This is a genomic window from Polaribacter sp. BM10 (genome assembly GCF_002005425.1).
Classification (GTDB): domain Bacteria; phylum Bacteroidota; class Bacteroidia; order Flavobacteriales; family Flavobacteriaceae; genus Polaribacter; species Polaribacter marinaquae.
Genome location: NZ_CP019704.1, coordinates 1333512 through 1358043, shown reverse-complemented (window position 1 = coordinate 1358043; position 24532 = coordinate 1333512). Strand labels below are relative to the sequence as shown.

The following is a 24532-nucleotide window of genomic DNA, read 5'->3' as shown; positions in this document are numbered from 1 at the left end:
ATTTTTTAGTGAAGCGTTTATTTCTTGTAATGAGTAGTTATTTATTTTAAATTATTTAAGAATCTAAAGTTTGTGAAAAGAAAAAACGCAATCAAATTAATGATTGCGTTTTAAAATATTTAAAGAATATAATTTTCTTTTTTTGAATAAGTGCTAAAATTAAATTAGCAAAAGCGATTTACTTAAAATTTCTAATGAAATTTTGTTATCTGCTTACTTTACTTCTTCGAAATCTACATCTTCTACATTGTCACCTTGATCTGCATTACCAGCTTCTGGTTGACCTTGTTGTGCACCTGCATCTGCGCCACCTGCAGCTTGTTCAGCAGCATACATTTCTTCAGAGGCAACTTTCCAAGCTTCATTTATTTTTTCCATAGCAGCATCAATTTGTGCTAAGTCTTTAGATTCGTGTGCAGCTTTTAATTCTACTAAAGCAGCTTCAATTGGTCCTTTTTTATCATCAGATAATTTATCACCAAATTCTTTTAATTGCTTTTCTGTTTGAAAGATCATAGAATCAGCTCCATTTACTTTTTCCGCAGTTTCTTTAGCGGCTTTATCAGCTTCAGCATTAGCTTCAGCATCTTGTCTCATTTTTTCGATTTCTTCTTCAGATAAACCAGAAGAAGCTTCGATTCTAATTTCATGAGATTTGTTTGTACCTTTATCTAAAGCAGAAACTTTAATAATACCATTGGCATCAATATCAAAAGTTACTTCAATTTGAGGTACACCTCTTTGTGCTGGTGGTAAACCATCTAAATGGAAACGACCAATTGTATTGTTGTCTGCTGCCATTGCTCTTTCACCTTGTAAAACGTGAATTTCTACAGAAGGTTGGTTGTCTACAGCAGTAGAAAATACTTGAGATTTTTTTGTAGGAATAGTTGTGTTTGCATCTATCAATTTAGTGAAAACATTCCCCATTGTTTCGATACCTAAAGATAAAGGTGTAACATCTAATAATAATACATCTTTAACATCTCCAGATAAAACTCCACCTTGTATTGCAGCACCTAAAGAAACAACCTCATCTGGATTTACTCCTTTACTTGGTGATTTTCCAAAGAATTTTTCTACAGCTTCTTGTATTGCAGGTATTCTAGTAGAACCACCAACTAAAATAATTTCATCTATTTCAGAAGTTGATAAATCAGCATTTTTTAATGCAGTTTTACATGGCTCAATAGTTCTTTTAATTAAATCATCAATTAACTGCTCAAATTTAGATCTGCTTAAAGTTCTAACTAAGTGTTTAGGACCGCTTGCAGTTGCAGTAATATAAGGTAAGTTAATTTCTGTTGAAGCAGAAGAAGATAATTCAATCTTCGCTTTTTCTGCAGCTTCTTTTAAACGTTGTAAAGCCATAGGATCTGTAGTTAAATCCATGTTTTCATCAGCTTTAAATTCTGCAGCTAACCAATCGATAATTTTAGCATCAACATCATCACCACCTAAGTGCGTATCACCATCTGTAGCTAAAACTTCAAAAACTCCGTCTCCTAATTCTAAGATAGAAACATCATGTGTACCACCACCAAAATCAAAAACAACAATTTTTTTATCATCATTAGCTTTGTCCATACCATAAGCTAAAGCAGCTGCAGTAGGCTCGTTAATAATTCTTTCTACTTTTAAACCAGCAATTTCACCTGCTTCTTTAGTAGCTTGTCTTTGTGCATCGTTAAAATATGCAGGTACTGTAATAACAGCAGAAGTTACATCAGATCCTAAATAATCTTCAGCAGTTTTTTTCATTTTTTGAAGAACCATTGCAGAAATTTCTTGAGGTGTATATAAACGACCATCAATATCTACTCTAGGTGTATCATTATCTCCTTTTACTACTTTATAAGGTACTCTTTTAACTTCGTTAGAAGATTCAGAAAATTTATTACCCATAAAACGTTTAATAGAAGAAACTGTTTTTGTTGGGTTTGTTACTGCCTGTCTTTTTGCAGGGTCACCAATTTTACGTTCTCCTCCTTCTACAAAGGCAACAATAGATGGTGTAGTTCTTTTTCCTTCAGCATTAGGAATTACAACTGGCTCATTTCCTTCCATTACAGAAACACAAGAGTTTGTTGTTCCTAAATCGATTCCAATTATTTTACTCATAATAATTATTTTATATTAATTTTTTAAATTCAATTTTACATTTACACTATAGTCAAAGGGTGTGCCAACTGGTTATTTATTATGAAATGTCAGTTTTTTTAAAAAATAACGCATTATTTATGTGACATTATGACATAAATTGCGTCTAATTTATTGAACACAAAGAATATTTGAATACAATTTTAAATTCCTTATATTTGGATAGTTCAATTAATTTTTTAAAAAATAAAGAAAAAATCATGAGTAAATTTGACGAGAAAGTAGCACAGTATTCTAAGTTTATGGACGAAAAAGGTCTAAGTTATGATGCTGATTTATTAAAAGCAGTAACTAAAGGTTTAGGGCCATCTATTTATAAAAGAGATGCAGAAACTGTGTCTGGTTCTGATGCAAAAGAATTATTAACTGTTAAGAAAAATTTCTTAATGAAGAAGTTAGGTTTAGAAGATGGACCAAAATTGGACGAAGCTATTGCTAAAGTTGTAGATGCAATAGGTAAATCTGAAAGAAATAAATACAGAGCAGTTGTTTACTATATGTTAGCTAAAGAATTTAATAAAGAGTCTGTTTACGGAATGTAGAAATATATCTTTTTAAATTATATAAAAAAATCCAACTCATTGAGTTGGATTTTTTACATTTACAGCATATTTATTAATCATTTTTACGAATGTCGCAATTTATTAGTGTTTTTGATATGTTAAAGATTGGCGTTGGCCCATCTAGTTCACATACTTTAGGTCCTTGGCGCGCTGCAGAACAGTGGGTTAAAACGTTAAGAGAGCATAATCTTTTAGAGAAGTTAGATGCTGTAAAAGTAGATTTGTACGGTTCTTTATCTTTAACAGGTAAGGGGCACGCTACAGATTTGGCAATTTTATTAGGCTTAAGTGAAGCAGACCCAGAGTATATACCTATCGAAGACGTTTTTATTATTGTTGATAGAATTAATACACAAGAAGAGCTTTATTTTAAAGGAGGTAAAACAATACCTTTTTACAAGGATTCTATAGTTTTTAATAGAGATTTTTTAACTTTTCATTCTAATGGTGTTACTTTTCGAGGTTTTTGTAAAGATGAAGAAATTTCTACTGAAACTTATTTTTCTATTGGTGGAGGCTTTATTGTGCAAGAAAATGATCATTTAGAAGAAGAGATAGAAATTAATAAAAAGAATTTTCCGTATCCAATAAACAGAGCGATACAGTTAGAAGAATATTGTGAAAAAGAAAACTTATTAATTTCTGATATTGTTTTTAAAAATGAATTAGAAATAAATTCCGCAGAAAAAATAGACACAGAATTGTCTAGAATTTGGGATACAATGTTAGAGTGTATGTATATTGGTTGTCATACAGAAGGTACGTTACCCGGTGGTTTAAATGTAAAGAGAAGAGCTTTTGGTACACATCAAAAATTAATAAAAGACGCAACTTATAAAAATCCGCAAGAATGGATTAAGGCAATTCGAAGTACAGAAGTTAAGTTTAGAGAAATTTTAAAATGGGTAAGCTGTTTTGCATTATCTGTTAACGAAGTAAATGCATCTTTAGGAAGGGTGGTTACAGCACCAACAAACGGAAGTGCAGGTGTTATTCCGGCAGTATTGATGTATTACTTGGTTATTGAAAATCATGAAGCAGATTTTAAGCAAATTAAACAATTCTTATTAACTGCGGGCGAAATTGGTAGTATTTTTAAGAAAAATGCTACGATTTCTGCAGCTATGGGTGGTTGTCAAGCAGAAATTGGTGTTTCTTCTGCAATGGCTGCGGGTGCATTAACAGAATTGTTAGGCGGTACACCGGCTCAATCTTTATCAGCAGCAGAAATTGCAATGGAACACCATTTGGGTTTAACTTGCGATCCTATTGCTGGTTTGGTACAAGTGCCTTGTATAGAACGTAATTCTATGGGCGCAATTAAAGCGATTCATGCAGCAGAAATTGCACTAGAAACCAATCCTAAAGAATCTTTAGTACATTTAGATAAAGTGATCGATACTATGTGGGAAACTGCGAAAGACATGAATAAGAATTACAAAGAAACATCAGAAGGTGGTTTGGCTGTAACCGTAAGAATGGTAGATTGTTAATTTTTAGGAGTATTTAATTTTTTATCAATAAAATAAGAAATTAAAACTCCTAAAAGATATGCTAAAAGATCTAACCAATCGAAAGTTGCGCCTAAAACTGTAACTGCTATTTTGTTATTTTGTAAACCAAGAATTTCTATCAATTTTAAATATTGTAAAAACTCTATGGTAAATGAGAATATTAAAACGCCAAGAGCTAACTTTAAAGCGTTACCATTGTAAAATATTCTACAAAAAGCAAACAGTAAAACGGTTACCAATACATCGCCTATAAAAGGTCTAATAAATTGATCTCTTACAAATAAAGCAATAAAGACCTCTATAAAAAGTATCAGTAAAAATATTATAAGATATTTTTTAATGATTTGCATTATCTTGTAAAAACCAAATCGTTACCAGAAGACATTTCTTCAGAAAAACGATATTTATCAACATTAAAGCCTTTTAAATCGTCTATAGTTTCAACATCGTTTTCTATAATATAGCGTACCATTAAACCACGAGCTTTTTTGGCATAGGTCATAATAGTTTTATACTGTCCGTTTTTAAAATCTTTAAAAACAGGTGTTATCATTGGTACTTTTAATGTTTTTTTAGGTAAAGCCTTAAAATACTCTGAGCTTGCTAAATTTACAAGTAGTTCGTCATCAGTTAATTCGTTATTAAGAGAATCTGCTAAGTCATTATCCCAAAACTTATATAAGTTTTCTGTTCTACCTACCTTTAATTTTGTTCCCATTTCTAAACGATATGGTTGAATTAAATCTAAAGGTTTTAATAAACCATACAAGCCAGAAAGAATTCTAAGTTTATCTTGTAAAACGGGTATTTTATCTTCTTTTAAAGTTGTTACATCAATTCCTTGAAAAACAGCTCCGGTAAAAGAATAAATTGCTTGTTTGGCATTTTCTTTTGTGAAAGGAGTACTCCAAGCTTGGTTTCTATCATAATTAAGTGCAGCTAAATCATCAGAAATTTTCATTAATTCTGATAATTTATTTTTAGAAATCGATTTTAATTTTTTACTCAATTTTTCAGATTTATCTAAAAAACGTGGTTGTGTAAAGATTTCTGTAGATGCTTTGGTTTCAAAATCTAAAGACTTTGCTGGTGATATTATGATTTTCATTTTATTTAAAATTGAAAAATTAGAATTGTAATTTTGTTTGATAAAAGTACAAATGATTGTGTTAAATTTAAAAGATTATAAGTAGTAAATTCTGATATTTGTATCGATAAAATTTATTTATCTTCACTAATAAAAATTATAGTTTTTAATGATAAGAATTAGTAAAAACATTACGTACAAAAAGTCTCGTTTTTATCAGTATATAAAAAGACATCAAAAATACGCGCCTTTACTTTTCTTTATAGGTGGTTTTACTTGGGATTCTTTAACACTTGGTAGAATTGATCGTGTTTATGATATCGTAATACTATGCACTTATATAACGCTTTTGACAGCTAGTATTTACATTTATAATTTGGTTGATGGTGAGAAATGGAAAAATACTTTTTTTAGAAAAAATGAAACGTATTTACCTTTAGCCATTCAGTTTTTTTTAGGAGGATTAACAAGTGCGTATGTAATTTATTTTTCTAGAAGTGTTTCTTTATCTAAGACAGCGTCTTTTTTTCTCATTTTACTTTTTTTATTGTTTGCAAATGAATTTTTAAAAAAAAAGAGTTTCAAATAAATACTTGCAATTTGGTGCTTATTTTTTTGTGAATTTTACTTTTTTGAGCTTTTTTATTCCGGTAATTTTAAAAAAAATGAACACAGAAATATTTATTATTTCTGGTTTAATAAGCCTTGTATCTACATTTTTACTAATAATTTTAGTTTATAAAAATAGTTACTCTACAAGAGTAGCAATGGTAAAGTGGAAGATGATTGGTTTAATTTTTAGTATTTACATACTTATAAATGCTTTTTATTATTTCAGATTAATTCCGCCTGTGCCATTAGCATTAGATAAAGGTGTAGTTGCACACAATATTCAAATACAAAATGGTAATTATAAAGTTTCTTATGAAATAGACAATTGGTATATCTTTTGGCGAGATCATAAAATAGATTTCAATAGAACTATAAACAAACCTGTATATGTTTTTACTTCGATATTTGCACCAACAGATTTAAAAAAGAAAATATATCATCAATGGAAATGGTATAATAAAACTTTAGATAGTTGGCAAAATCTCGATAAAATAGGCTTTGAAATAACCGGCGGAAGAGATAATGGTTATAGAGGCTACAGTTATAAAAACAACGTAAAAGATGGTATGTGGAAGGTAGAGGTAATTACAGAAGAAGATTTGGTTTTAGGTGTCGTAGATTTTAACATAAAAACAGGTAAATCTTCTAAAAAAACCAACTTAAAAGTTAGAGAATTTTAATGCAATATAATTTGTAGATTTTCTATCTGTTTAAAAATTCATATTTTTAACAAATCATTCAAATTCATTCAACTTTATAGATTTAAAAAAATCATTTTAAATCTTAAATACATCAATCATGAAAAAAATTACAATACTATTATTATTGTTTGTTTCAGTATCACTTTCAGCACAAACAGACGCAAAAATTTACGATATTATTAATGCTGTTTCTGCAGATAGAATTAAAGCTGATGTTAAAAGGTTAACAGAATTTGGTACTCGAAATACATTTTCTGATACTATTTCTAACACACGTGGTATTGGCGCTGCAAGAAGATGGATAAAATCTGAATTCGAATCTATTTCTAAAGACTGTAACAATTGTATTGATGTGTTTTATCAGAAAGATTTTGTTACCAAAAAAGGAAACGGAAGAGTGCCACATGATGCTTGGGTTGTAAACGTTGTTGCGGTTCAAAAAGGAACAAAATATCCAAACAAATATGTTATAATGAGTGGTGATATAGATTCGAGAGCTAGTAATACTATGGATTTTACAACGGATGCACCCGGAGCAAACGATAACGCATCTGGAATGGCAGGAACCATAGAAGCGGCAAGAGTTTTAAGTAAATATAAATTTGAAAGTAGTATTATTTATGTTGGTCTATCGGGTGAAGAGCAAGGCCTTTTTGGAGGTGCAGGTTTAGCCAAATATGCAAAAGATAATAATTGGGATGTTATCGGAATTTTAAACAATGATATGATTGGTAATATCGAAGGAGTTGATGGAGTAATTGATAACAGATCTTTTAGAATTTTTTCTGAACCAGTACCAGCAAATGAATCTGAAAGACAAAGAAGAATGAGACGTTTTTATGGTGGTGAAGTAGATGGTATTTCTAGACAGTTGGCAAGATATATTCATAATAATGTAAAAACATATATGCCAGAAATGAACCCGATGATGATTTATAGATTGGATAGATTTGGTAGAGGTGGGCATCATAGACCTTTTAACGATTTAGGTTTTGCAGGAATTAGAATTATGGAAGCTCATGAAAATTACACACAGCAGCACCAAGATATTAGAACCGAAAACGGAATTAATTATGGTGATACTTTTGAGCATGTTAATTTTCCGTATGCTAAAAAATTAACGGCTGTAAATGCAATTAATTTAGCAAGTTTAGCGTGGGCACCAGAAGCTCCTAAAGAAGTTGCCATTGGAGGAATTGTACAAGCTAGTGCAAAATTAAAATGGAGTAAAGTTGACGGAGCTAAAGGTTACAAGATTTATTGGAGAGATACAACTTCACCAACTTGGAATCATTCTAGATATGTAGAAACAACAGAGTTTACTTTAGAAGGTATTGTAATAGATAATTTCTTTTTTGGTGTTTCTGCAGTAGGAGAGAACGGTCATGAAAGTGTTGTAGTTTTTCCTAATAAAATATGGAGATAAAGTGATTTTTAGAATTTTAATTATTGGTTTTTTATTGGTCTCGTGTTCAGAAACATATAAAAAACCAAATTATATTAAATTCAATCTAACTACAGATTCAATTTTTGTAACTTCCCAAAATAAGAATGTTTCTCCTATATTTATTAAAATAGTAGATAGAGCTGCCAAAGAACAATTTATAGATATTGATAAGAAGAGTGAAAAAATCTTATTAAAATTCAATAAATCTGTTGTTGATACCAATTATATATTAGAGCATTATAAATTTTATGGTTATTATGGTATTTCTAATTTAAAGAGTTATGATACACTCTATAATTATCAATTGCCATTTTTAAAGGGTAAACGATACAGAGTACTTCAAGGAAATTTTGGTAGTTTTTCACATTATAAAATTACTTCTAAATATGCATTAGATTTTAAGATGAATATTGGTCAAGAAGTATGTGCAGTTAGAGACGCTATTGTAGTAGATGTAAAAAATCATTTCGAAAAAAATGGTACAAGTAAAAAATATTTAAACAAAGCAAACATTGTTTTTGCTATGCATAATGATGGTACTTATGTTCAATATGCGCACTTTAAGAAAAATGGAGTGTTAGTTAGTAAAGGTGATTCGATTAAAAAAGGACAAATTTTTGGTTATTCTGGCAATACAGGTTTTTCTTCAGAACCACATTTGCATTTCACTATTTATAAGCCAACAAAAAATGGTTTGGTTTCAATTCCTTTTACCTTAAACGGTGTTCCTTCTGTTAATTATAAAAAAGGTATGTATGCTAAAAACAACTAAGCCAGAATTATATTTTAAAAACGATGTAGAGTGGAGGAATTGGCTTGCAGATAATCATCAAAAACAGCAAGGTGTTTATTTAATTTTTTATAAAGTTGAAAATGAAGAAGCATCTATGCGGTGGGAAGAAGCGGTAAAAGTAGCGATATGTTTTGGTTGGATAGATTCTACTGTTAAAAGCTTAGGAAACGGAAAAAGAAGACAATATTTTTGTAAACGAAACCTTAAAAGTGTTTGGAGTGCTTTAAACAAAAAACATGTGAAAGAGTTGATTTCTAATAACTTAATGCATAAAAGTGGTTTAGAAATAATTGATATTGGAAAGAAAAACGGTTCTTGGAATGCTCTAGATGAAGTTGAAAAAGGTATTATTCCAGATGATTTACAAATTGAGTTTAATAAAAATAAAACAGCTTTTGATAACTTTAATAATTTTGCGCCAAGTTATAGAAAAAGCTTTTTGTATTGGTTAAACCAAGCAAAAAGAAAGAATACTAAAGAAAAAAGAATTACAGAAATAATATCTCTTTGCGAAAAAAATATTAAATCTAGAGGAAATTGGTAACATGCAAACTGAAAAACTTAAGTTAGTACACACAAATATTCGTAACATAATTATACCTAATTCGGTTTATAAACCCTTTGTAGACAAATTAAAGAATAGTGTTAAGGTAGCATTAGTTTTTAAAAATATTCAACTTAATTTTTACGCTGCAATAAAAAAAGACAAAATTTCTGGGGATTATAAAATGATGCTTAGTAAACAGAAACAAAAAGAATTGGGGGTGTCTTTAGGAGATGAGTTTTACATTCAACTTTTTGAAGATACTTCTAAATATGGTGTAGAAATGCCAGAAGAACTAGAAGCGGTTTTAATGAGTGATTTTGATGCTAATCAAATTTTTGAAAGTTTTACAGCTGGTAAAAAAAGAAGTATAATCTATGGAGTACTTCGTTATAAAACGAGTCAACAAAAAATTGATAAATCTTTGATTATGTGCGAAAATTTAAAGCGCGGAAATCATGAGCCAATTAAAATGTTTAAGTTAGATTAAAAAAAAGAAGCGAAAAATCGCTTCTTTTTTTACAAACCACTAATAAAATTACCGTAAGGATCTTTAAATTGAGTACCTTCTGTAAAACGTTGTTTGCTTAATTTTTTATACTCTACCAAAGCCCAAAGAACAAATTCTTTCATAAAATAAGTATCTGTATCATTCATGTTTGGTTGGTACTTTGTAATTAATTTTTGCAAGGGTTCTATTTTATCTAACTCTTTTTTGTATCGTTTATCAGAATAATCATCTAATAACTCAAAATCAGTATCAATATTAAAAAACCAAGAAACAATAGTATCATAAGGAGATTCTTCTTCTTGTTTTTCTAATTTTTTAATTTCAGGAAAATAATCAGGAAAAAGATTTTTAATAGCAGTTCTAATTAATTTCTCTGCAACTACGTGTGCACCTTCCTGTTCTCCTTCATAAACCAACTCTACTTTACCAGTAATTGCAGGTATAATTCCGTCAAAATCACTTAGACGAATCATTGTTTTCGAATCGCCAGATATAATGGCTCTTCTTTCTGCTGTACTTAATAAGTTTTCGAATGCAGAAATACTTAATCTTGCACTTACACCACTTTTAGCATCTATATATTCGCTATCTCTAGCTTCAAAAACAATTTGCTCTAATAAATCTTTAGCTAGTTCTGGTACTTCTATAAACTCTTTTTGTAATGCTACTTTATTAGCTTCTTGTGCAGTAATTATTTTAGCTGTTTCTATATCTGCAGGATAATGTGTAAGAATTTGAGAGCCAATTCTATCTTTTAAAGGTGTAACAATACTACCTCTGTTTGTATAATCTTCTGGATTCGCAGTAAATACAAATTGCATATCTAGAGGCAAGCGTAATTTAAAACCACGAATTTGAATATCTCCTTCTTGTAAAATATTAAATAAAGCAACCTGAATTCTAGCTTGTAAATCTGGCAATTCATTAATTACAAAAATACAACGGTTTGCTCTTGGTATCATTCCGTAATGAATAACTCTGTCATCTGCATAACTTAGTTTTAAATTGGCAGCTTTAATAGGATCTACATCACCAATTATATCTGCTACAGTAACATCTGGTGTTGCTAATTTTTCTGCAAAACGTTCGTTTCTATGCAACCAAAAAATAGGTGTGTCATCTCCTTTTTCTTTGATTAATTCTACTGCAACTCTAGATATTGGGTTTAAAGGATCATCATTAATTTCAGAACCTTTTACTACCGGAATGTATTCGTCTAACAAGGTCAACATCAATCTTGCCAATCTAGTTTTTGCTTGACCACGTAAACCTAATAAATTGATGTTATGTTTACTTAAAATAGCTCTTTCTAATTCTGGTATTACTGTATTTTCATATCCATGTACACCTTTAAATATGGTTTCTTTATTCATCATTTTACTGATGAGGTTTTCTCTTAATTCATCTTTTATAGATTTCGATTCGTATCCAGATTTTTTTAAATCTCCTAGTGTATTTATGCCGCTTATATTCATTTGAGTTTTCTTTTACTTGTAGTAATTAATATTTTATAGTTCTATTTTTACTACTTGTATTATTTATCCTTTAATTCTTTTTTTTCTATTGGTTTCATAGTCTTCAAAAATCATTTCTCCTAAACCTTTTAAACCGGTATAAAACGCTTTTCCTTGATTTGCTTGGGTAAATGCTCTAACAAATTGCATTAAATACGGATCTTGTGCAATCATGAAAGTTGTAATAGGAATGTGTAATTTTCTTGCTTGTTGTGCCATTGCATAACATTTGTTTACAATGTATTTATCTAAACCATTACTGTTTTTATAATATTGACCATCTGGTAAACGCAAGCAACTTGGTTTTCCGTCTGTAATCATAAATATTTGTTTGTTGGTGTTTCTTTTTCTTCTTAACAAATCCATAGCCAAATTTAAACCCGCAACAGTATTTGTGTGATAAGGACCAACTTGTAAATATGGTAAATCTTTAATTTTGATAGACCAAGCATCGTTACCAAAAACGATAATATCTAAAGTGTCTTTTGGGTATCTTGTTGTAATTAATTCAGCCAAAGCCATGGCAACTTTTTTTGCAGGCGTAATTCGGTCTTCGCCATATAATATCATAGAATGACTAATGTCTATCATTAAAACAGTACTCATTTGGCTTTTATGTAGCGTTTCTTCTACAACTAAATCATTTTCTGTTAGATTAAAATCGTTAATTCCGTTATTAACTTGTGCGTTTCTAATACTTTCTGTCATAGAAACCTTGTCTAAGGAGTCTCCAAATTGATATGCTCTAAAATCACCTGTATGTTCATCTCCAATTCCTGGCGATTTACTTTTATGATTACCAGCACCGCTTCTTTTAATTTTACCAAAAATATGATTTAATGCTTGTTGTCTAATAGCACGCTCTGTTTTTGCAGTAATTTTCGTTCCGCCAACTCCATTACCATCGATTTCTTCTTTGATGTAGCCTTTCTTTTTTAGGTCTTCTACAAAATCATCAATCGTATAATTTTCATCGGTTAATTTATACTCTACATCCAAAGATCTTAACCAATCGATTGCTTCATCAAAATCACCAGAAGTATGTGTAATTAGTTCTTTAAATATTTCGAAAAGTTTTTCAAAAGGAGAGATGTTTTCTGCTTCGTAAGATTTAAAAACAAATCCTTTTCTTATTTTATTTTTTTTCATCATAATAAAAATACAACATTTAGTTATTTTAAATCTTTCTAAAAAGTTAATTTAAAAACCCTATTGTTTTACAAAAATACAAAAAGATTAAACAAAATTCTATATATTTGTCGAATGTCTATAATATTAATTACAGGAGGTACAGGTTTAGTTGGTAGTAAATTAACAGAAGTTTTACTAGCTAATAATCATGAAGTAAGAATTCTTAGCAGAAATCCTTCAAATGAGAATGAATTTAAATGGGATATTTCTAATGGATTCGTTGATGAAAAAGCATTGACAAATATCGATTATATAATTCATTTAGCTGGAGCTGGTATTGCAGATAAAAGATGGACTGATAAAAGAAAACAAATTATTATTGAGAGTAGGGTAGAGACTGCAAATTTACTTTTCGATAAGATTAAAAAATTAGATATTCAATTAAAAGGTTTTATCTCTGCTTCGGGTAGTAATTACTACGGAGCAAAAACAGTGAATAATGTTTTTAAAGAAAATGATAAATCTGGAGATGATTTTTTAGGAGAGGTTTGTTTAAAGTGGGAAAATGCGGCAAATAAATTTAAAGAGTTAAATGTACCCGTAACAATATTAAGAACAGGTATTGTATTGTCTAAAAAAGGTGGTGCGTTAGAAAAAATGAAAACACCTATAATTTCTCCGTTAGGTTCTGGAAATCAATATATGTCTTGGATTGATATCGAAGATTTATGTAATTTATATTTAAAATCTGTTGAAGATAATTTTGAAGGAGTTTTTAATGCCGTTTCTCCAGAATTTCACACAAGTAAGTCTTTTTCTAAAATTTTAGCAAAATCTATTGGTAGACCTTTTTTACCAATAGCCGTACCTGGTTTTTTGTTAAAATTAGTTTTCGGAGAGTTGGCAGTTATCCTTTTAGAAGGTAGTAGATTATCTAGTAGTAAAATTTTAAATACTGGTTTTAAATTTAAATTTGAAAGTTTAGAGAAAGCATTGCGTAAAATGTAATAAAAACAAGCTTATTTTATATAAATTAAGTTTATGATATATTAAATGTAACGTTTGGGGGAATGTTATGTTTGGTGTAGTTTAAAGTAAAAAGACGAACTGATAAGTTCGTCTTTTTTGTTTTTATAACCTATAAAATATATGGGGGTATAATTTATAGGTAATAAAATCTAGGGGATTTATGTAAATGAAGTTAGGGCTTCATTTGAAATCTCTATAGTCTAACATGGGGGTTTTTAATAGAGTTTTTTTAATTAATTTTTTGATTATCTTTTGTTTCTACGATGTAAAATTATTACAGTTTTATGAATCAAAAAAAAAAAAATAAATCGAAAACGTTTGCGGAAAATCGAAAACGTTTTCGATTTATTTTTTAACCTACTTTAGTATGTTAATTTTTGATTGTTTAATTATTTAATATAGGAAAAACACCCTATAATTTATCTTTTTGTTTTTTTTTGGGGGTAGCAATAAATTTATTCATAAAAAAACATTTAAAAATTATCAATTTCGTAGCTAGTAGTTATTCTAAAATAATATTTTAAAAAAAAAGACGAACTATAAAGTTCGTCTTTCTCTTTATGATTTTAAAAAGTATCTGGGGCTTATTAGACTTTTAAAAATCATGAGTAAAAATTGTTTTAAAAGTTTGCACCAGGTGGCTCTGGCGATTGCGCTTGTGCTTTCTGCGGATTTAAAATCATATAGGTTCCTAAAGCAGTTAAAGCAGCATATTTACCATAATTACCAATTTTTTTTATGGCTTCTTTTCTTGTAATGTCTTTATTATTTTCCATTTATTGAATGTATAGGGATTATTCTAAAATTATTTTTTTTGTGATTTTATTTGTGCTACTCTTTATTTGTAAAAGATAAACTCCTTTAGATAATTTTGGTAATGTAATTTCTGATCTACCGTTAGATGTAAAGTTTGTCTTGTAAACTTTACTACCAAGAATCGTAAAAATCGATAAGTTAATATCAGAATTAACAATACCATTAATAGTTACTTTACCTTTAGAACTATAAATAGATACGTTATCTAAAACTTCTGTTTCTGTAGCTAATACTTTGGCTCTAGTATGTAAGTAGAAATTACCAGTTCCGTTTAAATCTTCTTCTAAAACAATTTTATGTTTGCTGTTACTATCGCTTAATTTTGTAAATGTATTTTTAGATGTGTCTTCTAAATAAACATTTAAACCAGCTGGTAGGTTTTTAATTTCTGTTGAAAATTCAATTTCTGTTCCAGATTTTGCATTAATTCCTATTGGTATAATCATTGTTTCATGATTACTATTAGGTAAAGATTGGATACTTAATTTTTTCTCATCAGTTTTAGAAACTAAACCGCTAAAAACCTGAAAATTAGAGCTAACTCCGTTAAAGATTTCTCCATCATAACCATTGTCAAAACCTGTTGTTGTACCGTCTATATAATAGATTTCTGTAAATTTAATATTTGTACCGTCTGTAATATTCAATTTAATTTCTGGTCTCTCAGATTTTAAGAATGTATCTGTATTTTGGTGACTTTGTGCAGCCGCAGAAAAATTGATATCATTAGTGTTTTCAACTTCAACAAAAAAGGCTTGTCCTGGTGCTATCTCAAAATTTTGAACAGTTACTCTTGTATCGTAATCACCTAATCCTCCGTTTAAATTTTGATTCCATACCCATAAAGTTTGTGTTTTTAAACTTTTTCCTACACCAGAATTTTGAGTTAAGAAATCGGCACTACTTAAATAAGAAGTATAAGGATTCGCAACCAAGTTAAAAGAGTTTGTACCTTGAGTTACCGTTTTTGCTACATTTTCGGTATTTATTGTACCTGTAAAGGCTAAAGTTCCGTTGGAAGTTAATCTAGTGGTAAAACCCTTTCCTGGAGCTAACAAATCTGCAGTATCATCACCATTAATTTCATCAACTTGACCAACTTTATAATAAGACCATCTTAAAGAATTTGCTTTTGAATTGTCAAAAGGAGCCAAAGCAATGTTTCTATCCGTTCCAGATCCAGATCCTTTAGCAATACTTGGGTGATTGTTTGCAAAGTCTACAATAGTCTGTCCTGCTAGTGGAGACCCTATTAAATACCATTTATTTCCATCAATATTTCTATTGTAAACCAGGTTACCAGTTGCGGTACCATTTACAATTAAAGATGCACCAGATGCTATTGTAAAGTTACCTGTATTATCTAAATTACCAGCAACCGTTAACGATCTATCTGAATTTATAGTTAAGCTTCCTTCTACACTAATATCATTAATCAATTTTTGATTGCCATCTAAATATGCAGTATTTCCAGAAGGAATTAAAACATTATCTGTTGCTATGGGTTCTCTATTTAAACTCCAATTAGAAGGTTCAGACCAATTACCAGAAGTAACTGTAAACTCATTAGTAACTTCATCTGTATTAATGGTAATTTCTATTTCTTTTTTATAAAAACTACCTACGTTTGGTGCAGTATATGCAATTGTATACGTTCCTGGGGTAGAAGAAGCAACGTAAATTTCTCCGGTAGCGGTGTTCAAGTCTAAGCCAGAAGTTGAAGAAAACTCTCCACCCAAAATTCCTTGTATGGTTGGAGTTGTATTAACTCCGTTTATAGAGTAGCTAGTGTTATCATAAGAAAAATTAGAAAAATCATTATAATGTAAATCGATAAATTTTTCTAACACTTTAGCGTAATCTCTAGAAAAATAAGGAATTGTAGCTGATCTAGAATCTGAAACACCGTAAGTAGAAGCGTAAGCATTTCCTAAATCTCTAACTCTTCTATTAACTTCTGTCATAATACCATCAATAGTACCACCACCACCGTTTACAGTTCCACCACCGCCTACAACAGAGTTTGCGTTACTTGTACTACCAGAACCATGTCTTATATTACTATAATAATCTCCGGCAAAATAAGCATTACTTCCAGGATTCGTATCATCACAAGAACCTTGTCCACCATTTCCAATATGACTTGGTACAGTTCTGTATCCTTCAGTTCTTCCACAACCTGCATGTCCTAAAGCAGCATATTCAGCACCTCCGGTAACTTGCATTAAACCTCCAAAACTTTCAGATCCTCTAACTAAATCTTCAAAAGTTAAATTTTGTAAGTTATTTTCAATTAAATTTTTGATGGTTACTCTTGCTAATTCTGCAGCATTAGTTGATGTATTATTTAAATCTTCATCAAAAGAGTTACTTGGTAAATTATAACCAGCTTCTATTCTTGGTATCGAGTGACTTTGTCCGTGTAAATCTATATATAAACCTTTACCAAACTTAGTATTCACATCTGCACTTGCTTGGTCAATAAAATCATGGTAAGCATCAAAGTATTCGTAAGCACTTGTATTATTACATGTTGCTACACTTTTAGTTCTGTTAGGATCTAGTTTATTTCTTCTAAGATTATTGATGATTATATAAGGATATACACCAAATTCATCAAAACACTTTTTTTGAATTTCTCTAATTAAAACGTCTGTGTTATCATCCATTTCTCCTGTACCACAACTTCTAGTAGTTAATTCTCCGCCGGTAAGTCTACCTCCGTGAGGAGCCGAAATAATAACAGGCATCGTACCAGGAATATATTCTATATATTTTTTTGAAGTATTATGGTATTGAGATGTAGCAAAATTAATTGTAATGTTTTGCTGAGAACTACTTTGATCTGGATCGTTTGTAGTATACGTTATTGTATGATTAGCAATAGTAGATTCTGAAAGGTCGATAACACCTGTTGCAGCATTGATTACCAAACCAGCTGTTGCTGTAAAAGTACCGCCAGTTTCTCCGGTAATTGTAGGAGTAGGGTCAGTGTCCGAAATTGAATAACTGCTATTTGGATAAGCAAATGATGCATCATCTAAGCCTATATCAAATGAAAAATCAAACTGAATAGCTGTGTTAGCAGAGGCGTTATTAGGAAAGTTTCCGTCGAAACTAAATGCTTCAGCTCCATTTACAAAAACTTTTCCGTAAGGCCCAGTTCCGTTCCAATCATCACCATATTGATCATAAACTCTTATGGTATAATTTCCGTTAGGAAGGTTTACAGCAGAGGAGTTTTGATTTAAAAAACTTGTGTCTGCTCCATTCCCAAAATTATCATCAATTGATAAAACAACTTGATTGGATGAATTGATAATCTCCATTTTATTTTCGCCTGAATAACTTGGCCAGTTTACGTTTAAATAAACATTGTTTTGCGAAAAGAAACTTAATGATTGTGAAAAAATAATTAAGGCAAGAAGATGCCTTAAAAAATTAGGGGTAATTTTTTTAGTCATTTATTTTAGGGGTAAAAAAGGTTAATTAAAGTTTATGTTAGCGCAAAAAAAAAGGCTGTTAACATAAATTTAACAGCCAAATATAATATATTTTTTGAATTATCGTTACAAATTTCTAGAATTTTGTAGTGATGTTTAGTGCAACTTCGCTCCAAGTTTTAGAAACTCCGTCAGAACCAGTATGTAAAGCTTCACAAACTTTATTTAAAGAAGCCAAAGCATCTAAGGCATTCCAATTACTAACGTCCATTTTACCACTCATGGCAAAAGTATTGTTTACAATTGTGTATTTAAAAGGTACTTTGTTAGATACCCCGTTCATTTTAATCATTGCACTACCAATAGAGTCATTTTCGATATTTAATTTCCCAGAAAGTAATTTTGTGTCAGACATTACTCCGAAGAAAAACTTCTGAATTTTGTAATCTCTACTAGAATCTTTTGTAAAAATACTACTAACAGGAATAGAGAATTCTGTATTGTTAATTGCTTCTTTAATCGTTTCTCCAGTTCCACCAGAAATTACATCTACTTGTCTAAATTGACCACCTACAGGTGTTTTTTCTGTAAATTTATATGCTGTAAAATTAATTTCTTTTTCAGCTTTATTTACAGAAAACTTAGCATTGTCTTCTTTTTGTGTTGTTTTCGATGTTGTTTTATCAGATTTACAAGAGATAAAACTGATGTTTGTTGCAACTAATAATAATAAAATAAATGCTTTTTTCATTTTGATTGTTTTTTATTTAATACTGCGTTTGCTAATTTTATATATTCTTGTTTTGCTTCTTTAGAAGACATGCCTTTTAATTGCATCCAAGCATTTAATTTAAATGCATTTCTAACATTTAAAACGTTTTCAAAAGGTAAATTACTTCCATAATTAGCTTGTTTGTAATACGCATAAAATTTAAGCATAATATCTGGTGTAACTGCCTCTTTAAGCTCAGATATTTTAATGAAAGCTTCTTTAAACTCTTTGTCTAAATCACTATTCATATTATTTATTTTCTTGCTACAATTTGTGTGCCTCCTTTTACTTTATCACCTAGTTTTACAGCCAATTCTGTACCTATTGGTAAATATAAATCTACTCTAGATCCAAACTTAATAAAACCAGCATCGGTACCTTGCACTACTTCTTCACCTTCTTTTGCGTAGTTTACAATTCTTTTAGCCAAAGCACCTGCAATTTGTCTGTATAAAACTTCTCCTATTACATTGTTTTCGATAACAACCGTTGTTCTTTCATTTTCAGTAGAAGCTTTTGGATGCCATGCAACTAAATATTTACCTGGATGGTATTTGCTGTATTTAATTATACCGCTCATTGCATATCTAGTAACGTGTACATTTATTGGAGACATAAAGATAGATACTTGTAATCTTTTATCTTTAAAATATTCTGGTTCTTCTACCTCTTCAATCACAACAACTTTACCATCAACTGGCGCAATGATAGTTCTTTCATCTAAAGTGGTAATTCTTTTAGGGTTTCTAAAAAATTGAAGTACTGTAAAAAGCAATATTAGTATCGCTATTTGAATAACTTTTACAAGCCAAATAATTTCAATGAATTTATCTGCCAATAAAATACCTGCAATAGATAAAATAAAAGCAATTACAATAATTTTATACCCTTCTTTATGAAAACGAATCATACTTAAATAATAAAGTTAATATACAAATATACAAACGGAGCCGCAAATAATAAACTATCTAGCCTATCTAAAATACCTCCATGACCTGGCATAATATTACCACTGTCTTTAATTTTTGCTTGTCTTTTCAATTTAGATTCTACCAAATCACCAATTGTACCAATTACAGAAACAATTGTAGCTATGATAAACCAATTTAGTAAAGAAAAATCGTTGTTTAATCGACTAATAAAATATGCTGCCACTAAAGAAAACACAAAACCACCTATAAAACCTTCGATGGTTTTTTTAGGCGAAACAGAAACAAACAATTTTGTTTTACCAAAGTTTTTACCAACCAAGAAAGCGAAACTATCGTTTACCCAAATAAGGATTAAGATAGATATCATTATATAAGGTCTATACTCTTCATTTACAAAAGGTAATAAAATTAAGAAACAAAAAGAAAAAATAAGATATCTTATTGTTAAACCTAGTTTATCTCTTTCTGTTTTAAATTTAATTTCTTTCTTTTTAAATAACTGAAAAATTAAAAATATTGAAGATGCAATATTTATAGCCAAAATAATACTAATAGCGTAATTGTAAGGTCTTTTAATTATTAGAAATAGCGAAAAACCAAAAAGTAAATAAGCACCTATACTTTTTAATTGAATCATTTTTGAAAGTTCCCAAACGGCAACAAAACCAAAAAATGCAATTAAAGCCATATAAGATTCTTTAGAAAAAAGAATAGCAGATATAAAAATTAAAACATATATGATTCCAGAAAAACTCCTTCTTAAAAGGTTGCGCATATTATAAATCTTCTAACAGCAGCAAATATAAGTTTTTTGTATTACTGTTGCCATAATTTAAAAAATTATCATCTTTTTTATTGATCTCATAATTTTTTACTGAAGATATATTTGTAGGCAAAGTATCTTTAGAGTTTGTTTTGATACCTGTTAAACCCTCGCCAGTGTTTCTAACTAGTTGACTAGTTGTGGCGTAAACAATAAAGTTTTCTGATAATTCTGATAACTTGGTACTCTTTAATTGATTGGAAGAAAATAAAACTTCTCCTTTATCTGCAATTAAATGTTCGCATGAAGTAAGAAAAGGAACCGATTTTTTAAAATTACTGTGTATTGCAATTTTATCTTCGTCTATAAATCTGCGTAAATTGTCATTTATTAGTAAAATTTCTTTCCAATCGTTTTCAGAAAGTATTCTTTTTAGATTCTCTAAAACCTCTTCTTTCTTTAAACAATATAGAAATTTACCACCTTTTTCTATAAAATTATGTACAAAAAGATCATCCAAAGACAAGTTTACTTCTTGTCTTTGGATTTCTTTATCTTCTTTAACCGGTATGTTAAATATCTTTTTTAAAAAATTCATTCTTAATTGTCGAATATTAGATTATTCCTCAGTGCTTTCTGCTGCTGGGGGAACATTCGCTTCTTCTTCAATCAATTTTTCTACTTTTACTTCTGCATCTAATGCTTCAAATGGCCTTTTACCAAATACTTTTTCTAAATCGTCTTTAAAGATAACTTCTTTCTCTAAAAGCAACTCTGCTAAAACTGCTAATTTTTCCTTATTATTATCCAATAACTCAATAGCTCTTTGGTATTGATTCTCGATTAATTTAGAAATTTCTTGGTCTATTCTTTTTGCAGTATCATCACTGTAAGGCTTCACAAAAGAATCGTTTCCAGAAGAATCGTAATAGGTAACATTACCAACTTCTTCATTTAAACCATAAACCGTTATCATTGCTCTTGCTTGCTTGGTAACTTTTTCTAAATCACTTAAAGCACCAGTAGATATTTTATTAAAGATGATTTTTTCTGCAGCTCTACCACCAAGTGTAGCACACATTTCATCTAACATTTGTTCTGTTTGTACAATTAACCTTTCTGCTGGCAAATACCATGCAGCTCCTAAAGATTGTCCTCTTGGTACAATAGTTACTTTTACTAAGGGTGCAGCATGTTCTAACATCCAACTTACTGTTGCATGACCAGCTTCGTGATAAGCAATTACTTTTTTCTCTTTTGGTGTAATTACCTTGTTTTTCTTTTCTAAACCACCAACAATTCTATCTACAGCATCTAAAAAGTCTTGATGATGAATCGCAGTTTTACCGTTTCTAGCAGCAATTAAAGCAGATTCGTTACACATATTAGCAATATCTGCACCCGAAAAACCAGGTGTTTGTTGTGCTAAAAACTCAACATTTACATCATCTGCTAATTTTAAAGGTTTAATATGAACCTCAAAAATTGCTTTACGCTCATTAATATTAGGTAAGTCTACATAGATTTGTCTATCAAATCGACCAGCACGCATAAGTGCGCTATCTAAAACATCTGCTCTGTTGGTTGCAGCAATAACAATAACGTTTGTATCTGTACCAAAACCATCCATTTCTGTTAACAATTGGTTTAATGTGTTTTCTCTTTCATCGTTACCACCTGTCATGCTATTTTTACCACGAGCTCTACCAATTGCGTCAATTTCATCAATAAATATTATTGAAGGCGATTTTTGAGCAGCTTGTTTAAACAAATCTCTAACTCTAGAGGCACCAACACCAACAAACATCTCTACAAAGTCTGAACCAGATAACGAAAAGAAAGGTACACCAGCTTCACCTGCAACAGCTTTTGCTAATAAAGTTTTACCTGTTCCCGGAGGCCCTACTAATAAAGCTCCTTTTGGTATTTTACCACCAAGTGAAGTATATTTTTCTGGGTTTTTTAAAAAGTCTACAATTTCTTGTACTTCTTCTTTAGCACCTTCTAAACCTGCTACATTTTCGAAAGTTGTTTTTACTTTCGTGTCTTTATCAAATAACTTAGCTTTCGATTTACCAATGTTAAAAATTTGGCCACCACCACCAGAACCAGCACCACCGCCAGACATTCTACGCATAAAGAATAACCAAATAGCAATTAAGATAATAAAAGGTAAAAAACCAATTAGGGTATCTAACATGCTTGTTCTACTTTCGTTTTTTAAATCGAAAGTTAAATCGTTTTCTTTTTTAGCTTCTTGTAAGCTGTTTTCAAAATTTTGTAAATCACCAAAATTATATTCGTACAAAGAAGATCCTTTTCTGTAAAATGTAGAATTTATTAATTTTTGATATTTCTCTTTCTTAATAGCTTCTTCTTTTATAAAAACCTGAGCGACGTTGTTATTAACTACAATTATTTTAGAAATATCATTATCTCTTAAAACCTCATTAAACTCGTTTTTCGAGATGCTTTTAGTAGCTAAGTCGCCACTGCTAAAAAACTGAAATCCAATTAGTAATACTAAAATCGCACCATAAATCCAATAAGCGTTAAACTTAAATTTTGGTGTATTTGTGTTGTTGTCTTTTTTATTTTCGTTCATTTTTTATAAAATCTAAAAATTTAAGCTGGTTTTATTTCTGTAATTTTTGCATCTCCCCAAAGACCTTCAATGTCATAAAAATCTCTTGTTTGTTTTTGAAAGATATGTACTGCAACGTTTACATAGTCCATTAGAATCCATTCAGCAATATTTTCACCTTCTATGTGCCAAGGCTTATCTTTTAGCTGTTTGCTTACCATTTTTTGAACCGAACCAGAAATTGCTTTTACTTGTGTGTTGGAGTTACCAGAGCAAATTATAAAATAATCGCAAACGGTATTTTCAATTTCGCGTAAGTCAAGTAATTGAATATCTTCTCCTTTAACTTCCTCAATTCCCTGAATTATAACAGATATTAAATCATCTGTACTTACTTGTTTATTTGTCATTAATTTTTTTCTAATTTAAACGCAAAGTTATTATTTTTTTGCGACTATTTTATGTAATATTGAACTTGTTTACACTTTATTTAACACTTGAAAATAATCAAACTTAGTGCCATCGATTCTACCAATTCTTTTTTAAAAGAAATGGCATCTAATTCTGTCCTAGAAAATTACACAGTTGTTGTTACAGATAACCAAGTAAATGGTCGTGGGCAACAAGGCAGTGTTTGGGTTTCAGAACCTTATAAGAACTTGATATTTAGTGTTTTTGTTCGTTTTTCTGATTTGGATATTTCGAAAAGAAGATACTTGAATTTTGCAGTTTCTTTAGCTATTTATCAAGTTTTAACAGCTTTAGAAATTCCGAAAGTAACCATTAAATGGCCTAACGACATTTTGGCAGTAAACAAGAAAATTTGCGGAGTTTTAGTTGAAAATAGTTTAAAAGGGGCAAAAATAGCATCCTCTGTAATCGGAATTGGACTCAATGTAAATCAAACTGTTTTTCCTGCGCACTTAGAAAAAGCGAGTTCTTTAATACTGATAAGACCCAAACCTTATGATCTAGAAGAAATTTTAGATTTACTTATTTTAAAGTTGAAAGAAAAGATAGCAGTTTTAGAATCTGATAATTTTAAGATTTTAGAAAAAGACTATTTACATGTGTTGCATAAAAAAAACATTCCTACTATGTTTAAAGATAGTAAAAATGCTTTGTTTATGGGTGTAATTCGAGGTATTTCTATAGATGGTAAACTTCAAGTAGAAGTAGAAGATGAAACCATTTTAGAATTTGGCATTAAAGAAATTTCTTTACTTTAAAGTTTCGAGATATTTTCTGTCAAAGTATCTACAAATTTAGATAATGGTTTTTTTACCATCATAGCCATCATTGGGTTAAAATCTCCATTAAAATTTAAAGAAACCTCACTTTTAGTATCTTCAATTTTAACAATATCCGCAGCCAATGCAAAAGATAATTTACTGCTAGCAGCACCAAGGGTAATATTAGAAAATTCAGTTTTTTCTTTTAATACCAATCTTATTTCTGGCATTCCTGGTAAGCTAAATAAAAAAGAATCGCCATCAACCTCAAACTTTTGTGTGTTTTCTGGCATTATTTTTTCAAAATTATTTAAGTCGCTAAAAAAGTTAAATAATTCTTCTTGCGATTTATCAATCACAACTTTGTTTCCTGTAATATTCATG

The 24532-nt window shown here is 29.9% G+C and carries 25 protein-coding genes; 10 read left to right on the top strand and 15 right to left on the bottom strand.

All coding sequences use genetic code 11. The features are described from left to right. Positions 1–213 precede the first annotated feature (213 nt). Positions 214–2121: a molecular chaperone DnaK gene (gene dnaK / locus BXQ17_RS06120; RefSeq protein ID WP_077809768.1), complete on the bottom strand. Its 1908-nt coding sequence runs from the start codon at positions 2119–2121 to the stop codon at positions 214–216. A 239-nt stretch (positions 2122–2360) separates the two neighbouring features. Between dnaK and BXQ17_RS06115 the strand changes: the two genes are divergently transcribed. Next, the gene (locus tag BXQ17_RS06115; protein ID WP_077811369.1) at positions 2361–2702 is read left to right on the top strand and encodes a DUF2853 family protein; all 342 of its coding nucleotides are present in this window, start codon (positions 2361–2363) and stop codon (positions 2700–2702) included. An 89-nt stretch (positions 2703–2791) separates the two neighbouring features. After that, on the top strand, positions 2792–4216 hold the full coding sequence (locus tag BXQ17_RS06110; protein ID WP_077809767.1) for an L-serine ammonia-lyase: 1425 nt from the start codon (positions 2792–2794) through the stop codon (positions 4214–4216). Here BXQ17_RS06110 and BXQ17_RS06105 read toward each other — a convergent pair. Both BXQ17_RS06105 and yaaA read right to left on the bottom strand, forming a co-directional pair. Beyond that, a complete protein-coding gene (locus BXQ17_RS06105) occupies positions 4213–4587 on the bottom strand; it encodes a DUF2809 domain-containing protein (protein ID WP_077809766.1) in 375 nt (124 codons plus the stop codon). The two genes, BXQ17_RS06110 and BXQ17_RS06105, sit on opposite strands and share 4 nt — an antisense overlap. Continuing rightward, the gene (yaaA, locus tag BXQ17_RS06100) at positions 4587–5345 is read right to left on the bottom strand and encodes a peroxide stress protein YaaA (protein ID WP_077809765.1); all 759 of its coding nucleotides are present in this window, start codon (positions 5343–5345) and stop codon (positions 4587–4589) included. Before yaaA ends, BXQ17_RS06105 begins: the two co-directional genes overlap by 1 nt. Before the next feature lie 148 nt (positions 5346–5493). Here yaaA and BXQ17_RS14685 point away from each other — a divergent pair, with 148 nt between their 5' ends. The 6 genes from BXQ17_RS14685 to BXQ17_RS06075 all read left to right on the top strand — a co-directional run bounded on the left by BXQ17_RS14685 (position 5494) and on the right by BXQ17_RS06075 (position 9911). Further along, entirely contained in the window at positions 5494–5913 is a 420-nt protein-coding gene (locus tag BXQ17_RS14685) for a hypothetical protein (RefSeq protein WP_368348375.1), read from the top strand. Between the two features lie 76 nt (positions 5914–5989). After that, positions 5990–6616 carry a DUF2914 domain-containing protein gene (locus BXQ17_RS14680; protein WP_368348374.1) on the top strand — a complete coding sequence of 209 codons (627 nt, stop codon included), beginning with the start codon at positions 5990–5992 and terminating at the stop codon, positions 6614–6616. Between the two features lie 118 nt (positions 6617–6734). Then, positions 6735–8063, top strand: coding sequence for a M28 family peptidase (locus BXQ17_RS06090; protein ID WP_077809764.1), 1329 nt, complete (start codon positions 6735–6737; stop codon positions 8061–8063). A 1-nt stretch (position 8064) separates the two neighbouring features. Beyond that, the gene (locus BXQ17_RS06085; RefSeq protein ID WP_077809763.1) at positions 8065–8856 is read left to right on the top strand and encodes a M23 family metallopeptidase; all 792 of its coding nucleotides are present in this window, start codon (positions 8065–8067) and stop codon (positions 8854–8856) included. Then, on the top strand, positions 8840–9421 hold the full coding sequence (locus BXQ17_RS06080; RefSeq protein WP_077809762.1) for a YdeI family protein: 582 nt from the start codon (positions 8840–8842) through the stop codon (positions 9419–9421). The genes BXQ17_RS06085 and BXQ17_RS06080 overlap by 17 nt, the downstream gene beginning before the upstream one ends. A 1-nt stretch (position 9422) precedes the next feature. Continuing rightward, positions 9423–9911, top strand: a complete 489-nt coding sequence (locus BXQ17_RS06075) for a YdeI/OmpD-associated family protein (protein ID WP_077809761.1) — start codon at positions 9423–9425, stop codon at positions 9909–9911. A gap of 29 nt (positions 9912–9940) precedes the next feature. On the opposite strand, the gene BXQ17_RS06070 is transcribed toward BXQ17_RS06075, so the two are convergent. Further along, positions 9941–11407 carry a magnesium chelatase gene (locus tag BXQ17_RS06070; protein WP_077809760.1) on the bottom strand — a complete coding sequence of 489 codons (1467 nt, stop codon included), beginning with the start codon at positions 11405–11407 and terminating at the stop codon, positions 9941–9943. Positions 11408–11470: 63 nt separating this feature from the next. Then, positions 11471–12595, bottom strand: coding sequence for a VWA domain-containing protein (locus tag BXQ17_RS06065; RefSeq protein ID WP_077809759.1), 1125 nt, complete (start codon positions 12593–12595; stop codon positions 11471–11473). Between the two features lie 114 nt (positions 12596–12709). Here BXQ17_RS06065 and BXQ17_RS06060 point away from each other — a divergent pair, with 114 nt between their 5' ends. Continuing rightward, positions 12710–13585 carry a TIGR01777 family oxidoreductase gene (locus BXQ17_RS06060; protein WP_077809758.1) on the top strand — a complete coding sequence of 292 codons (876 nt, stop codon included), beginning with the start codon at positions 12710–12712 and terminating at the stop codon, positions 13583–13585. A 641-nt stretch (positions 13586–14226) separates the two neighbouring features. Here BXQ17_RS06060 and BXQ17_RS14505 read toward each other — a convergent pair. The 9 genes from BXQ17_RS14505 to rsfS all read right to left on the bottom strand — a co-directional run bounded on the left by BXQ17_RS14505 (position 14227) and on the right by rsfS (position 23326). Next, positions 14227–14382, bottom strand: a complete 156-nt coding sequence (locus BXQ17_RS14505; RefSeq protein WP_187661438.1) for a hypothetical protein — start codon at positions 14380–14382, stop codon at positions 14227–14229. Between the two features lie 18 nt (positions 14383–14400). Further along, positions 14401–17886 (bottom strand): T9SS type A sorting domain-containing protein, encoded by a 3486-nt coding sequence (locus BXQ17_RS06055; RefSeq protein ID WP_077809757.1) that lies wholly within the window; start codon positions 17884–17886, stop codon positions 14401–14403. 115 nt (positions 17887–18001) lie between these two features. Further along, positions 18002–18616 (bottom strand): YceI family protein, encoded by a 615-nt coding sequence (locus BXQ17_RS06050; RefSeq protein ID WP_077809756.1) that lies wholly within the window; start codon positions 18614–18616, stop codon positions 18002–18004. Then, on the bottom strand, positions 18613–18885 hold the full coding sequence (locus BXQ17_RS06045; RefSeq protein ID WP_077809755.1) for an acyl-CoA-binding protein: 273 nt from the start codon (positions 18883–18885) through the stop codon (positions 18613–18615). Before BXQ17_RS06045 ends, BXQ17_RS06050 begins: the two co-directional genes overlap by 4 nt. Before the next feature lie 5 nt (positions 18886–18890). After that, positions 18891–19547 carry a phosphatidylserine decarboxylase family protein gene (locus tag BXQ17_RS06040; RefSeq protein WP_077809754.1) on the bottom strand — a complete coding sequence of 219 codons (657 nt, stop codon included), beginning with the start codon at positions 19545–19547 and terminating at the stop codon, positions 18891–18893. Positions 19548–19549: 2 nt separating this feature from the next. Further along, complete coding sequence (locus tag BXQ17_RS06035; protein WP_077809753.1) at positions 19550–20344, bottom strand: phosphatidate cytidylyltransferase; 795 nt, start codon at positions 20342–20344, stop codon at positions 19550–19552. A 1-nt stretch (position 20345) separates the two neighbouring features. Next, on the bottom strand, positions 20346–20930 hold the full coding sequence (locus BXQ17_RS06030) for an LUD domain-containing protein (RefSeq protein ID WP_077809752.1): 585 nt from the start codon (positions 20928–20930) through the stop codon (positions 20346–20348). Positions 20931–20951: 21 nt separating this feature from the next. Beyond that, on the bottom strand, positions 20952–22937 hold the full coding sequence (gene ftsH / locus BXQ17_RS06025) for an ATP-dependent zinc metalloprotease FtsH (protein WP_077809751.1): 1986 nt from the start codon (positions 22935–22937) through the stop codon (positions 20952–20954). A gap of 20 nt (positions 22938–22957) precedes the next feature. Further along, the gene (gene rsfS / locus BXQ17_RS06020; RefSeq protein ID WP_077809750.1) at positions 22958–23326 is read right to left on the bottom strand and encodes a ribosome silencing factor; all 369 of its coding nucleotides are present in this window, start codon (positions 23324–23326) and stop codon (positions 22958–22960) included. An 87-nt stretch (positions 23327–23413) separates the two neighbouring features. On the opposite strand from rsfS, the gene BXQ17_RS06015 reads away from it, so the two are divergent. Beyond that, positions 23414–24145 (top strand): biotin--[acetyl-CoA-carboxylase] ligase, encoded by a 732-nt coding sequence (locus BXQ17_RS06015; RefSeq protein ID WP_077809749.1) that lies wholly within the window; start codon positions 23414–23416, stop codon positions 24143–24145. Here the strand turns inward: BXQ17_RS06015 and BXQ17_RS06010 are convergent. Continuing rightward, a complete protein-coding gene (locus BXQ17_RS06010; protein WP_077811368.1) occupies positions 24142–24531 on the bottom strand; it encodes an orotate phosphoribosyltransferase in 390 nt (129 codons plus the stop codon). The two genes, BXQ17_RS06015 and BXQ17_RS06010, sit on opposite strands and share 4 nt — an antisense overlap. Position 24532: the final 1 nt, after the last annotated feature.

Bases quoted from the DNA above. Each gene is read 5' to 3' on its own strand.
- BXQ17_RS06090 (WP_077809764.1), top strand. From the start codon at position 6,735: ATGAAAAAAATTACAATACTATTATTATTGTTTGTTTCAGTATCACTT.
- BXQ17_RS06035 (WP_077809753.1), bottom strand. From the start codon at position 20,344: ATGCGCAACCTTTTAAGAAGGAGTTTTTCTGGAATCATATATGTTTTA.
- BXQ17_RS06030 (WP_077809752.1), bottom strand. From the start codon at position 20,930: ATGAATTTTTTAAAAAAGATATTTAACATACCGGTTAAAGAAGATAAA.
- ftsH (WP_077809751.1), bottom strand. From the start codon at position 22,937: ATGAACGAAAATAAAAAAGACAACAACACAAATACACCAAAATTTAAG.
- BXQ17_RS06075 (WP_077809761.1), top strand. From the start codon at position 9,423: ATGCAAACTGAAAAACTTAAGTTAGTACACACAAATATTCGTAACATA.
- BXQ17_RS06055 (WP_077809757.1), bottom strand. From the start codon at position 17,886: ATGACTAAAAAAATTACCCCTAATTTTTTAAGGCATCTTCTTGCCTTA.
- BXQ17_RS06010 (WP_077811368.1), bottom strand. From the start codon at position 24,531: ATGAATATTACAGGAAACAAAGTTGTGATTGATAAATCGCAAGAAGAA.
- BXQ17_RS06115 (WP_077811369.1), top strand. From the start codon at position 2,361: ATGAGTAAATTTGACGAGAAAGTAGCACAGTATTCTAAGTTTATGGAC.
- BXQ17_RS14680 (WP_368348374.1), top strand. From the start codon at position 5,990: ATGAACACAGAAATATTTATTATTTCTGGTTTAATAAGCCTTGTATCT.
- BXQ17_RS06080 (WP_077809762.1), top strand. From the start codon at position 8,840: ATGCTAAAAACAACTAAGCCAGAATTATATTTTAAAAACGATGTAGAG.
- BXQ17_RS06110 (WP_077809767.1), top strand. From the start codon at position 2,792: ATGTCGCAATTTATTAGTGTTTTTGATATGTTAAAGATTGGCGTTGGC.
- BXQ17_RS06050 (WP_077809756.1), bottom strand. From the start codon at position 18,616: ATGAAAAAAGCATTTATTTTATTATTATTAGTTGCAACAAACATCAGT.
- BXQ17_RS06065 (WP_077809759.1), bottom strand. From the start codon at position 12,595: ATGAAAAAAAATAAAATAAGAAAAGGATTTGTTTTTAAATCTTACGAA.
- BXQ17_RS06060 (WP_077809758.1), top strand. From the start codon at position 12,710: ATGTCTATAATATTAATTACAGGAGGTACAGGTTTAGTTGGTAGTAAA.
- BXQ17_RS06105 (WP_077809766.1), bottom strand. From the start codon at position 4,587: ATGCAAATCATTAAAAAATATCTTATAATATTTTTACTGATACTTTTT.
- yaaA (WP_077809765.1), bottom strand. From the start codon at position 5,345: ATGAAAATCATAATATCACCAGCAAAGTCTTTAGATTTTGAAACCAAA.
- rsfS (WP_077809750.1), bottom strand. From the start codon at position 23,326: ATGACAAATAAACAAGTAAGTACAGATGATTTAATATCTGTTATAATT.
- BXQ17_RS06045 (WP_077809755.1), bottom strand. From the start codon at position 18,885: ATGAATAGTGATTTAGACAAAGAGTTTAAAGAAGCTTTCATTAAAATA.
- BXQ17_RS06070 (WP_077809760.1), bottom strand. From the start codon at position 11,407: ATGAATATAAGCGGCATAAATACACTAGGAGATTTAAAAAAATCTGGA.
- dnaK (WP_077809768.1), bottom strand. From the start codon at position 2,121: ATGAGTAAAATAATTGGAATCGATTTAGGAACAACAAACTCTTGTGTT.
- BXQ17_RS14685 (WP_368348375.1), top strand. From the start codon at position 5,494: ATGATAAGAATTAGTAAAAACATTACGTACAAAAAGTCTCGTTTTTAT.
- BXQ17_RS06040 (WP_077809754.1), bottom strand. From the start codon at position 19,547: ATGATTCGTTTTCATAAAGAAGGGTATAAAATTATTGTAATTGCTTTT.
- BXQ17_RS14505 (WP_187661438.1), bottom strand. From the start codon at position 14,382: ATGGAAAATAATAAAGACATTACAAGAAAAGAAGCCATAAAAAAAATT.